We start from the raw sequence: 12150 nt of genomic DNA on the forward strand, positions 1-12150 counted from the left end.
GTAAAATTTCAGTCACAATAGCCGTTAATTTGCGTGAAACAGGAAATTAACATGACAGATAAACAACGTGTTTTAGTGTTGGGCGCTAGTGGCTATATTGGTCAGAATTTGATCCCTAAACTCATTGAGCAAGGATATGACGTAACAGCAGGTGCTCGCCGTGTTGATTGGATGCTATCTCAAGGCTGGCAAGATACCCAATGCATTTATGTGGATCTTCACGACCCCGAAACATTAAAAGGTGTCATGGAAGGCATCGATATTGTTTATTTCCTCGTTCATAGCATGGCTGACCAAGCCAATTTAGTCGAACGTGAGCGCGCAGCCGCTCGCAATGTGCAACAAGCCCTTGAAGGCTCAAGCGTTAAACATGTTATCTATCTCAGCGCATTACAACACGGGCATACCTATTCACCACACCTAATAGCACGGCGTTTAACCGGTGATATTTTACGTGAAAGCCAAGTCCCGGTTACTGAAATTCGTTCATCAATTATCGTTGGCTCTGGTTCTGCCGCATTCGAAATTATGCGCGATATGGTCTACAACTTAGCGATTTTAACGCCACCACGCTGGGTTCGCTCTAAGTCGTCACCTATCGCTCTGTCGAATATTTTGTATTATTTAACGCAACTGGCAAAAATACCAACAACCGAGAACCGAATTTTCGATGCGGGTGGCCCTGAGTTTATTAGCTACCAAGAACTATTTAAACGCTTTATTAAAGTCAGTGGTAAACGGCGTTTACTTATTCCCATTCCGATCCCCATCAGTATGATCTCTGTGCATTTCATCAGTTTGATCACCTCTGTGCCACCGTCAATTGCTAAGGAGCTAATCCAAGGCTTGCAGCACGACCTCCCGGCAGATGATAAAGCGTTACGAGAACTGATCCCACAAACCTTAATTTCTTTTGATGATGCTGTTAGAACCACTTTAGCTGAAGAAGCCGATGCCGTTGATAACGCAGATTGGGGTTATGACCCAGAAGTCAGAAAACGTTGGCGTCCTGGTTATGGCTATTACCCAAAACAAGCGGGAGCAACCCTTGGAACAACGGCCAGTTCTGAATCGCTCTGGTATACAGTGCAACAGATTGGCGGAAAAAACGGCTACTTCTATGCCAATGGTCTGTGGAAAACCCGCGCCATCATGGATGATATGATGTTGAATAAAGTGAAATATGGCCGCCCCGATCGTGAACAGCTCCAACTCGGTGATGAGATTGACGGCTGGCGCGTGATTAATCTTGAGCCTAATAAACAACTTAGCTTGTTATTTGGTATGAAAGCACCAGGACTTGGCCGCCTAACTTTTACTATTCATGATAGCGGAAACCGCCGTTCAATCGATGTTCGAGCATGGTGGCACCCTGCTGGCTTTTGCGGTCTACTCTATTGGTTTGCCATGATGCCTGCACATTTATTTATTTTTAAAGGCATGGCAAAACGCATCAGTGAGCTAGCTTATGAGCGGGATAAACAACTCGCTAAACAACAGCAAGCAGAGCAACTGACCGTTAAATCAGAATAAATTTAGCGTAAAAACCAAATTTTTATGCAGAAATTATTGCATAAATATGCTCGTAGGATTAATATCGCAGGTAGTGAAATAAGATATTATTGGTACACATGAGCATTCAATTAAAAAACATCAACTGTTTCTATGGTTCCCATCAGGCACTCTTTGATATCAATCTAGAGTGTTCTGCTGGTGAGACTATGGTATTACTCGGGCCAAGCGGAGCAGGTAAAAGCTCGTTGTTGCGTGTCCTCAATTTATTAGAAATGCCACGTTCAGGCCACTTAAATATTGTGGGTCAGCAATTTGACTTTTCTTCTGCTCCAGATGCGAAAGCGATTCGTGAGCTGCGTCAAAATGTGGGAATGGTATTTCAACAATATAACCTATGGCCTCATTTGAGCGTTATGGACAACTTAATTGAAGCACCGTGTCGCGTGTTAAAATTGTCCAAGCAAGAAGCGCAAGCAAAAGCCTCTAAGTTATTAGAGCGCTTACGGTTGTCTCAATTTGCTGATCGCTACCCCTTACATTTATCGGGTGGCCAGCAACAGCGTGTTGCGATTGCTAGAGCATTGATGATGGAACCAAAAGTTTTATTATTTGATGAACCAACCGCTGCACTTGACCCAGAAATTACTGCGCAAGTTGTTGATATTATTCGAGAACTATCTGCAACTGGAATTACGCAAGTCATCGTTACTCACGAAGTGGAAATTGCTCGCAAAACCGCTAGCCGTGTAGTGTATATGGAAAATGGCCATATAGTAGAACAAGGGGATGCAAGCCATTTCACTGCACCTCAAACAGAAGCATTTGCAAATTATCTGTCACATTAATAGATATAGGATTAAGCAATGAAAAAAATTATATTAGCTGCACTACTGGGCGCTGTAACCCTATCTGCAACTGCTGCGGAAAAAGAAACCATCCGTTTTGCAACAGAAGCGACTTACGCACCTTTTGAAATGTTCGATAAGAATAACCAAATCGTTGGCTTTGACGTTGATTTAGCCAATGCCATGTGTGAAAAAATGAATGCAACTTGCACATTTACTCACCAATCTTTCGACAGCTTAATCCCTAGCTTAAAATTCCGTCGCTTTGAAGCATTAATGGCAGGTATCGATATTACCCCTGAGCGCCAACAGCAAGTGGATTTCACTGAGACTTACTACCCTAACTCAGCAGAGTTTATTGCTGTGAAAGAAAAAATCAGCTCAGTAGACCAATTAAAAGATAAAAAAATTGGTGTTCAAAACGGAACCACTCACCAAAAATATATCATGGAACAACATAAAGGTATGACAACCGTTCCTTATGATAACTACCAATCTGCTATTTTAGACCTGCAAAATGGCCGTATCGATGCCGTCTTCGGTGATACCGCAGTTGCTGACGAGTGGTTAAAAGCTAAAGGTAACGAAAACTTAGCCGCTGTAGGTGAAAAAGTGACTGATCCACAATATTTCGGTATTGGTTTAGGCATTGCAGTGCGTAAAGGAAATAAAGAGCTGTTGGATAAAATGAATAAAGCCTTAGCTGAAGTTAAAGCAGACGGCACTTATGATGCTATCCACAAAAAATGGTTTCAACAGTAATTGATATAATTAATGAGCAACTTTCTATTTTTAACAAGTGCCGCCGGTATCACCGTCGGCCTTGCTGTTTCTGCACTGGTTTTGGGGCTGATCCTCGCCATGTTATTTACTGCGTGGGAGTCCGTCCGTTTTAAACCTATTGCCTTTTTAGGGACTTGCTGGGTTACTTTGATCCGCGGTCTGCCTGAATTATTGGTCGTGTTGTTTGTTTATTTCGGTACATTACAACTGATCAATTTGTTTGGTGATGGGTTCGATATAAACCTCGGTTTTTGGCAAACCACTATCCAAATTGACCCCAGCATTTTCTTTGCTGATAGCGGTGAATTTGATTACACCCCATTTGTCTGTGGTGTCATTGCCCTCGCCTTGTTGTATGCATCTTATGCATCACAAACATTAAGAGGGGCTTTAAAAGCAGTACCTTATGGTCAGTGGGAAGCTGGTTTTGCATTAGGTTTAAACAAACGCACTATTTTCTTTCGGTTCATTATGCCGCAAATGTGGCGCCATGCGCTTCCTGGCTTAGGTAACCAATGGCTTGTATTATTAAAAGATACTGCGTTAGTTTCACTCATCAGTGTTAATGATTTAATGCTACAAACAAAAACAATCGTCAATAGAACTCACGAACCTTTCACATGGTACGCCATTGTAGGGTTGATTTACCTTGCCATTACGTTAGTCAGCCAAGTTATTTTAAAACGTATTGAATTGCGTACGACTCGCTTTGAGCGAGGTGAATCAAAATGATGGATTTAATTTTAGATATTCTTCCCGGGCTACCAACCAGCTTATCACTGACATTTAGTGCTCTTATTGTAGCTTTTATCTTAGCGATATTATTTACTTTAATTCTTTCACTTAAAACCCCCGTGGTTTCTCAAGCAGTTAAAGTCTATATCACGCTTTTCACTGGTACGCCTTTATTGGTGCAGTTCTTCTTAATTTATAATGGTCCAAGCCAGTTTAAATCACTGCAGAATTACCCAATGCTATGGGAGTTTATCTCAACCCCTTGGGTATGCGCCATGATAGCATTGGCACTAAATAGTGCAGCGTATTCTACTTTGTTATTCCACGGTGCAGTTAAAGCTATTCCGTCAGGCCAATGGCAATCGTGCCAAGCCCTCGGGATGAGCAAAATGCAAACCATGCGTATTATTTTGCCTTATGCCTTTAAGCGTTCGTTATCGTCTTATTCCAATGAAGTTGTCCTGATTTTCAAAAGTACTTCACTTGCCAGTACGATTACAATGCTAGATGTTATGGGTTACAGCCAACTGATCTTTGGTCAAAGCTGGAATGTGATGGCGTTTGTTGCTGCGGGAATTATTTATTTAGTGGTCAATGCAATTTTGACCGTTCTAATGCGTTTAATTGAACGCAAAGCGCTGGAATTTGAGCACAGAGGCTAGTCCTTCTTTCTCGCCGACAAGTAAAAAAAGCTTGGTATTATGCCAAGCTTTTTTTATTCGCTCAATCGGATTTTTAAAGAGTACTTTATTTGTAATATGTAATAATTAAACTAATTAAATAGATATGATTAATGAGTTTATTATGAAAAAAATTCAATTTGATATTCCTTTTGAGCAAGAAAAACTACTTACATACTTTAATAAAAAAGAAAATGACTCCCTAAGAAAAAAACTCACCCAAGTCAGAAACACCTCTAACGCTAGCAATGGGATTTGCCATGGTCTATCAAACCTATACCTTCTTAATGAAAACAAAAATGAAGGGGATAAATTAATTGAATCGATGGGAGCTGCTTTAAAATCTATAAAATCCCAAAGTGATCGTTTAAGAAATAAAAAACAAAATGATGTTGAAATAAGTTTATTAAATAAACAAATAGTCAATGGCCTGAATATTCAGATTAGCTATGAACGCGCATATGATTTCAATAAAATCGCACACAAAATAGACTCATTACTCATTGATAAAAAAAAGAATAAATCATCATTCATCAATAAAAATACAGATATTAAAATTGATAAAAACTTAATATCGTTAGAAAACAAGGAAAAGGGGCGTAATATAAGAAATCTATACGATATAACCCATCTACTAAAGAAAAACATATCTCATGTCAATAAAAATGTAAGTTACTTAGATAATAAATATGAAATTATAGATTTGATTACCTTTTACTATAATTTAGTTAGAAAAAACAAAGAGGATTCAATAGAAATTTACTATTGCCATGAAATATTGAATGAGACAATAAAAAATAAAATAATATCTGACTTGCCATTAGATGATGAAGAAATTAAAATTTTTCTAGCTAATGCTTTCGGGTTTATATCTAAGCTAGAAATGTATAAAAATACTGCTAAAAATATAAATTTTGGGTTAATCAATGATATAAGCCTACCTATTTGTGACTATACAAACTTACAAATAAATAAAAACCAATCAACTATTGAAAATCTAAAAGCTGAAATAGAGAATAAATTAAAATCTAACAATGATTACTATTCATTGATTTCTTATGATGGTCATTGCATGGCAATTTCAATTAAATTCGATAAAAACAATCATATATATAAGTTTTTTGACCCTAACAGAGGTATAAAAAAATATGATAACGAAAATGATTTTTTTGAAAACTTAAAATATTTGCTCTCCTATCATAGTGATAAACCTATACCGAATCACATAGATGAATTTAAGTTTAGAGTATTATCTATGGATTCATTCCTGCTAAAAAATTAAATTAATTACCCAAATGATATAACGAATATTGTATTGTCGGTTTTGTACAGTAAAGCCCATCACATAGCTTTTACTGTGCAATACGCTTTAACAACGTCAGCACTTCAAAGTGTGCTGTATGAGGAAATAAGTCGAATAACTGGACTTTACAGACTTGATAGCCAGCCAACAGTTGTAAATCTTGCGCCATGGTTTGTGCATTACAGCTAGAATACAAAATATATTCAGGCTGCATATACGTAAGGTAATCGCATAATTCCTTACCGATCCCTCGACGTGGCGGATTAACTAAAATAAGCTGAGGGATATCCTGATTCGCCGTGGCAAAACGCGTTGAATCAAGGGCTTTAAACTCAACATGCTTTAATCCAAGTTCATCCGCGGATTGCTGTGCGCTGGCAATCGCTGGCGCACTAATTTCTATCCCTGTTAAGCGAGTGTCTTTTTCAGCACAGTGCAACCCAAAGCCGCCCACCCCACAAAACAGATCCCACAAGCTATCGATATCTAACGCTTTAACCCATTCCCTCGCGGTTTGGTATAATTTTGCAGCCACTATAGGATTCGTTTGGAAAAAACCTTGTGGCCGAATAAATAAAGGGACTTGATTAAACTCTTCACGAAGTGTGCGCTGCTCCGTTAAGAAAATCTCATCCTCACCTTCAAGTATTGCCATATGCACTGGTTGAATATTGGCGGTGATCACCGCAAGCAGTGGCAACTGTTCTTGTAGCCATGGCAGTGCCTTTTTTAACTGCTCAATTTTTTTCTCTGAGCGCAACACAAACCGCAGCATAAATTTCCCAGTATGATGACTTTGAGTCAATAATAGGTATTTTAACTCACCACGTTTGCGTTCAATGTTATAAGGCGTCAGCCCTGCCCTTGCAATAAAAGGAATAATGGCACTAAACACATCAGAAAAGGCATCTGGATACAACGGGCAGTCCGTTAAATCTACACCTTGCCCATCTCGCCCAACAATACCTAAAATTGGCTTCTCAACACTACCACTAACGACCATTTTAGCTTTATTGCGAAAAGCCGTTTGCGGCCCTGTAACTGGAGGCTGAAATAGGGAGGTATCAATAGCAGGTAAAAGAGCCTGTAGTTGGCTCTGCTTTTCAATAATTTGCTGTTCAGGAGTTAGTGTCAGCCATTGGCATGAATGGCATTGCCCAGTGGCATACTTTTCACAATGCATAACAAAGACTTAGTGGAGTATTATCGAGGGTTTGTCGTCAAGAGAATGCTCTGAGTCTTCATCAGAATTGTCATCGTCTTCACCGAAATCATCTTGATTCGCATAGAGCAAGTTATTGCTAAAGATTTCAAATACAATGGCAGAAATTTGTTCCTCTGCTTGCTGTAAAAAATGGCCGAATTGACGATACGTCATCCCTGCTGCTAATGAAAATGATTGGCTAACAATCAATTTAGGCAAGTTTTCATTATTTATTTCCAGGAAAACTTTTGCCGTTAATGAGCTGGCATTAATTTGGCTGATATTCGCCACTAACGTCACAATCGCTGTCGGTTTGAGCTCAGCTAATGCAGACAACACCAAAACATTATTTAAAATATCGAGCTTCGCATCAAAAATACCATCAATATTTTGCATATGGGGTAAATGTAATGCAGAGCAGGAATCACACTCGAAATAAGAGGTTTTGAGTTGGTCTAGCCATTCACGTAACTTAGTGATGTCAGGGTAACAAATAGAATCCATGGGCAGTAACCTTCTTCAACTCAAAATAGTCGTGCAATATCGATTTGTTAGGGTTTCGGCACATCTTCCCCCTAACGAAAAAACGAATAATTCTCACATATTGTAGGCCGAAACACCAGTAAAACCGCGTTTAATCTATTTATTCATCAGGTTTATTATCTGTAGAGTCCGACTTTTTAGAGGCTTTCTTTTCTGGTTGTTTATTATCTATCCCCAAAAAACTCAGGCCATGAATTGCCCGCCAGACAATATTGATCATTGCAGGCACCAAACAACCAATACCGACCATAATAATGCTGACGATCGCTCCTGACTGCATTAAAGGCTCCGGCAGAGTGATATAGTCATTTAATGCCAACAACACAATTATAAGCAGAATGATCCCGACACCTTCTAACACGATAATGGGCTTTGGCATATCCGCCAATGAACGCATCGTCCCTTTAGACTGAGGTTTATTACTCATTCTTCTTCTCCTCTCATTATTGTGTCTCTTCCTCAAACTGAGGATTATATGCCATACCTATAGGTATAACAGGAAAATTCGACTTTTATTTCATAATTTATGTAGGCATAGTATTGAGCATTGTAATTAGAATCTGAGTTCAAGATAAAAAGGAGATACTATGTATACTGTTATTTTTGGTCGTCCTGGCTGCCCATACTGCGTTCGTGCAAAAGAACTCGCTGAAAAACTGAAAAATGAACGTGAAGATTTTGACTACCGCTATGTTGATATTCAAGCAGAAGGTATTTCTAAAGAAGATTTATCTAAAACTGTCGGCAAACCTGTTGAAACCGTTCCACAAATTTTCATTGATGAGCAACACATTGGTGGGTACACAGATTTTGAAGCTTACGCAAAAGAAAATTTAAATCTTTACAAATAGTTAGCCATACCTGTTTTTCATCTCAACAAGCAAAGTTGTTCACTTATTTATCGGTGCTGACACTTTGCTTGTTCTTTTTGTGCTATTTAAGCCAAATTTAATAAAAATATTGCACTTTTTTTCATCTAAGTGAGAACTTTCTTTTTTAGACGGAGTCTTAATTAATGCCACTGCTTTTCTTTGATGTCCCCATATTGAGGAGCCCGATAGCCAACTTTTTGTTTTCCTGCTATCGGGTTTTTTGTTTTTAACGGCTGAGTTCACCCTGTAATGTAATGATTAACCTACGTTTTCCACCATAATTTCGGTGCTCACATAAATAAATCCCCTGCCACGTCCCCAAGTTTAAACGCCCTTTAGTAATCGGAATAGTCAAACTTGCACCCAATAAACTGCTTTTTAGGTGAGCTGGCATATCATCACTTCCTTCATAATCATGTTTATAATAAGGCTCATTTTCAGGAACGGCCTGATTAAAAAAACTTTCGAAGTCTTCTCTGACAGTGTAATCCGCATTTTCATTTATCGTTAAAGATGCCGATGTATGTTGAATAAAAATATTGGCTAAACCAACATTGATTAAGCTAAGTTCGGGAAGTTGCTTGAAAATTTCTTCTGTCACTAAATGAAATCCTCTTGCTTTTGCGCTAAGTTGTATCTCTTTTTGCCACCACATCACTTTTTCTTCCTTTTACTTTTCTATGTCTGTTACTGCACTAAATAATTATTGAGTAATAGTTAAACCGCAAGTAAATTTGTCGCACAAAGCTTTCAATAATAAGACAAAGGGACTTTACCTGCGAGGTAAGACACTTTAACCTCCTCTCTTTATGTATCTACCCTGTCTTACTCACTATTTGCCCGAGGTACTGAACTGTGCTGGAACAACTGAATCTTGATCTTTTCAATTTGATCAATGCCACACCCGAGACCGCAAGTGGAACCATTGCTGTAGCTAACGTGATTGCTAAGCGCTTAATCCTCTTATTTCCACTTTTTACGGTTGCCTGTTGGTTTTGGGGCGCCCAGCCAAATATGACTCGCCAACGTGCCTTTGCCTGTAAAGCCGCTATTGCTATCGTCATTGGTTTAACTATCTCATGGTTAATTGGTTATTTTGCTCCACATGACCGCCCATTTGTCATGGGGATTGGCACCAATTTTTCTGAGCATAAAGCCACACCTTCCTTCCCGAGTAATCATGGCACAATTGTGTTTACATTCGCTTTCGCATTTCTTTTCTGGCTAAGAACTTGGGTAGGGCTTGTAATGATGATCCCTGCCATTGTTATTGCCTGGTCACGAATTTACCTCGGTGTTCATTGGCCTTTAGATATGGCTGGTGCTTTCATACTTGCAATGGTGGCATGCGGCTTAGCTCAAATTCTCTGGTCTCTTGGTGCGAATAAAATTCAATTACCTATCACGCAACTATATAGCTTTATTTTTGCTCCTCTTATTCGTAAAGGCTGGTTTCAGCCATAACAACGTATATTCAAATACTGGCATTAATTAATGCCAGTATTCTTCGCATTATAAAAATTGCGCTAAATCAAAGTTTCTGTTTATTTTCACTTTCATCATTAAAACTTTTTTGAAGTTATCAATAAAATTATTAAAACAATTAATTAACAAATATTTCGTTACCTTTTTCAATTATTTTTTTCGTTGCGAAAAAAGTGACAAAAATAGGTCTGAGAAAAACGTAAAATAATTAATGTATAGTTCTATTCTCTCCAGTTTTTAAACTAATTAATCACGCAATAAACCAATCAGCAAATAAAAAATATCCCGTTGTTTTTCATATAAATACAAAAATACACAGCCTAAAAAATCGTACTACCATTACAGTACAGTTCAATATTCACATTGATATAGATGATATTTTAGCCAGCTATATTTCGATCATTAATATAATAATATTTTTCTAACAGAATATTATTCTGCTCATATTTCAGCAAAGCAAAACTTATTTACTCAGTATTTAATTGCTAACAAAAATAAACTTAACACAAATTTATTTAACAATTTTATAAAATATGATTATTTTGCGCAATTTTGGGGGATATTTCTCTTTTGAGATAATGATCACGGCATTTTATTCTGGTAAAATATAAATTCACACACTCAAAATCCACTGTTAAAATTAAATGATAAAAATACAAAACTGATTGAAAATCAATTTACCGTAAATTTTAGTTTTATTTCCAATCAGATTGTTACGCAAAAGAAAACAATTGTTATTGAGTAATTGTTCGTACCTAAAGATTAAAAGTTCGTAACGCAATTGCCGTTACGCTAAATGATTTTTTTGACTTATATTTTCGGAGACTATTATGGATGCAACAAAAGTTGGTTCCATCGACAAAACAGCCTCGCAAACAGTAACGAGTAATGCTTGGCGCAAAACTGACACAGTATGGATGCTGGGTTTATATGGTACAGCTATCGGTGCTGGGGTGCTGTTTTTGCCAATCAACGCAGGTATGAGTGGTTTATTACCTGTTTTACTGATGCTGGTATTAGCCTTCCCAATGACATTTTTTGCTCACCGTGGGTTAACACGCTTCGTTCTCTCTGGTTCAAAACCTGACGGTGATATTACTGAAGTCGTCGAGGAACACTTTGGTCGCACAGCAGGTAACTGGATCACCCTACTCTACTTCTTTGCTATTTACCCTATTCTTCTTGTTTATGGTGTTTCCATCACCAATAACGTCAATAAATTCTTAACCGAATTATTGGGCGTTGGGGCACCACCACGCTGGTTACTTGCCTTAATTCTTGTCGGCGGAGTCATGGCGATTGTGGCATTTGGTGAAAAATACATCGTCAAAGTCATGAGTATGTTAGTGTTTCCATTTATCGCCGTACTGGTTGCATTCTCACTGTATATGATCCCACATTGGTCTGGTGATGTACTAAATACCTTAACTTGGGAAGGTATCACTGAGGCAACAAAAAATACGGGTGGCAAAGTATTTGGGTCACCATTTGGCTGACAATCCCTGTGATGGTATTCGCATTTAACCACTCACCAATTATTTCTGCTTTCTCTGTGGCAAAACGTGAAGAATACGGTGATGCCGCTGAACAAAAATGCTCACGGATCCTTGCCTCCGCGCACATTTTGATGGTGCTGACCGTTATGTTCTTCGTGATCAGCTGTGTATTTACCTTATCTTCAGCGGATCTCGCACAAGCTAAAGCACAAAATATTAGTATCCTTGACTACTTGTCTGGCTATTTTGACCAGCCATTCATCAAATATGCTGCTGCAATCATTGCATTTATCGCAATTATTAAATCTTTCCTCGGCCACTATTTAGGTGCTCGTGAAGGTTTCAATGGCTTAGTTGAACGTGCTTACCGTGCAAAAGGTAAAACCATTGATGTTCGCAAGTTAAACCGCGGTACTGCAATTTTCATGTTAGTCACCACTTGGCTAGTGGCAACATTAAACCCGGGTGTATTGGATATTATTGAAAGCCTCGGTGGCCCAGTTATCGCTATCTTACTGTTCTTAATGCCAATGTATGCAATTAGCAAAGTACCTGCGATGCGTAAATACTCAGGTAAAATCAGTAATGTATTTATCGTAATTATGGGTCTGGTCGCTATCTCTGCGGCAACATATAAGTTATTCTTCTAATTGAAGCCACTAGGTAGCGACCAGTAATGGAAGCTACCT

Annotated in this window: 12 protein-coding genes and 1 pseudogene; 9 read left to right on the forward strand and 4 right to left on the reverse strand. The window is 38.4% G+C overall.

The window, feature by feature from the left end:
* The first annotated feature begins 51 nt into the window (after nt 1-51).
* The 6 genes from ACU696_RS16975 (at nt 52) to ACU696_RS17000 (ending at nt 5840) form a co-directional block, all read left to right on the forward strand.
* Nucleotides 52-1533 carry a DUF2867 domain-containing protein gene (locus ACU696_RS16975; RefSeq protein ID WP_004909389.1) on the forward strand — a complete coding sequence of 494 codons (1482 nt, stop codon included), beginning with the start codon at nt 52-54 and terminating at the stop codon, nt 1531-1533.
* 98 nt (nt 1534-1631) lie between these two features.
* Nucleotides 1632-2360 carry an arginine ABC transporter ATP-binding protein ArtP gene (gene artP / locus ACU696_RS16980; protein WP_004256404.1) on the forward strand — a complete coding sequence of 243 codons (729 nt, stop codon included), beginning with the start codon at nt 1632-1634 and terminating at the stop codon, nt 2358-2360.
* Between the two features lie 18 nt (nt 2361-2378).
* A complete protein-coding gene (gene artJ, locus ACU696_RS16985; protein WP_004256405.1) occupies nt 2379-3122 on the forward strand; it encodes an arginine ABC transporter substrate-binding protein in 744 nt (247 codons plus the stop codon).
* A 12-nt stretch (nt 3123-3134) separates the two neighbouring features.
* A complete protein-coding gene (gene artQ, locus ACU696_RS16990) occupies nt 3135-3875 on the forward strand; it encodes an arginine ABC transporter permease ArtQ (RefSeq protein ID WP_004909379.1) in 741 nt (246 codons plus the stop codon).
* The gene (gene artM, locus ACU696_RS16995) at nt 3872-4540 is read left to right on the forward strand and encodes an arginine ABC transporter permease ArtM (protein WP_004909376.1); all 669 of its coding nucleotides are present in this window, start codon (nt 3872-3874) and stop codon (nt 4538-4540) included. The genes artQ and artM overlap by 4 nt, the downstream gene beginning before the upstream one ends.
* A gap of 142 nt (nt 4541-4682) precedes the next feature.
* The gene (locus tag ACU696_RS17000; RefSeq protein ID WP_196719745.1) at nt 4683-5840 is read left to right on the forward strand and encodes a hypothetical protein; all 1158 of its coding nucleotides are present in this window, start codon (nt 4683-4685) and stop codon (nt 5838-5840) included.
* 70 nt (nt 5841-5910) lie between these two features.
* On the opposite strand, the gene rlmC is transcribed toward ACU696_RS17000, so the two are convergent.
* From rlmC to ACU696_RS17015, 3 genes are all read right to left on the reverse strand, one after another.
* On the reverse strand, nt 5911-7044 hold the full coding sequence (gene rlmC, locus ACU696_RS17005; protein ID WP_196723748.1) for a 23S rRNA (uracil(747)-C(5))-methyltransferase RlmC: 1134 nt from the start codon (nt 7042-7044) through the stop codon (nt 5911-5913).
* A gap of 9 nt (nt 7045-7053) precedes the next feature.
* The gene (locus tag ACU696_RS17010) at nt 7054-7569 is read right to left on the reverse strand and encodes a YbjN domain-containing protein (RefSeq protein ID WP_109911013.1); all 516 of its coding nucleotides are present in this window, start codon (nt 7567-7569) and stop codon (nt 7054-7056) included.
* A 139-nt stretch (nt 7570-7708) separates the two neighbouring features.
* Nucleotides 7709-8035 (reverse strand): YbjC family protein, encoded by a 327-nt coding sequence (locus ACU696_RS17015; RefSeq protein ID WP_109911012.1) that lies wholly within the window; start codon nt 8033-8035, stop codon nt 7709-7711.
* Nucleotides 8036-8195: 160 nt separating this feature from the next.
* Here ACU696_RS17015 and ACU696_RS17020 point away from each other — a divergent pair, with 160 nt between their 5' ends.
* Entirely contained in the window at nt 8196-8459 is a 264-nt protein-coding gene (locus ACU696_RS17020; RefSeq protein WP_004909359.1) for a GrxA family glutaredoxin, read from the forward strand.
* 247 nt (nt 8460-8706) lie between these two features.
* Here the strand turns inward: ACU696_RS17020 and ACU696_RS17025 are convergent, their stop codons facing one another.
* Nucleotides 8707-9135, reverse strand: coding sequence for a secondary thiamine-phosphate synthase enzyme YjbQ (locus ACU696_RS17025; RefSeq protein ID WP_004909357.1), 429 nt, complete (start codon nt 9133-9135; stop codon nt 8707-8709).
* A gap of 200 nt (nt 9136-9335) precedes the next feature.
* Between ACU696_RS17025 and ybjG the strand changes: the two genes are divergently transcribed.
* Complete coding sequence (gene ybjG / locus ACU696_RS17030; protein WP_109911010.1) at nt 9336-9944, forward strand: undecaprenyl-diphosphate phosphatase; 609 nt, start codon at nt 9336-9338, stop codon at nt 9942-9944.
* An 851-nt stretch (nt 9945-10795) separates the two neighbouring features.
* Nucleotides 10796-12111, forward strand: a pseudogene (locus tag ACU696_RS17035) (serine/threonine transporter).
* Nucleotides 12112-12150 lie beyond the last annotated feature (39 nt).

This window comes from Providencia sp. PROV_01 (assembly GCF_053098325.1).

Coding starts and splice junctions, on each gene's coding strand:
- artM (WP_004909376.1), top strand. CDS start 3,872: ATGATGGATTTAATTTTAGATATTCTTCCCGGGCTACCAACCAGCTTA.
- ACU696_RS17015 (WP_109911012.1), bottom strand. CDS start 8,035: ATGAGTAATAAACCTCAGTCTAAAGGGACGATGCGTTCATTGGCGGAT.
- rlmC (WP_196723748.1), bottom strand. CDS start 7,044: ATGCATTGTGAAAAGTATGCCACTGGGCAATGCCATTCATGCCAATGG.
- artP (WP_004256404.1), top strand. CDS start 1,632: ATGAGCATTCAATTAAAAAACATCAACTGTTTCTATGGTTCCCATCAG.
- ACU696_RS17025 (WP_004909357.1), bottom strand. CDS start 9,135: ATGTGGTGGCAAAAAGAGATACAACTTAGCGCAAAAGCAAGAGGATTT.
- artJ (WP_004256405.1), top strand. CDS start 2,379: ATGAAAAAAATTATATTAGCTGCACTACTGGGCGCTGTAACCCTATCT.
- ACU696_RS16975 (WP_004909389.1), top strand. CDS start 52: ATGACAGATAAACAACGTGTTTTAGTGTTGGGCGCTAGTGGCTATATT.
- ACU696_RS17000 (WP_196719745.1), top strand. CDS start 4,683: ATGAAAAAAATTCAATTTGATATTCCTTTTGAGCAAGAAAAACTACTT.
- ACU696_RS17020 (WP_004909359.1), top strand. CDS start 8,196: ATGTATACTGTTATTTTTGGTCGTCCTGGCTGCCCATACTGCGTTCGT.
- ACU696_RS17010 (WP_109911013.1), bottom strand. CDS start 7,569: ATGGATTCTATTTGTTACCCTGACATCACTAAGTTACGTGAATGGCTA.
- artQ (WP_004909379.1), top strand. CDS start 3,135: ATGAGCAACTTTCTATTTTTAACAAGTGCCGCCGGTATCACCGTCGGC.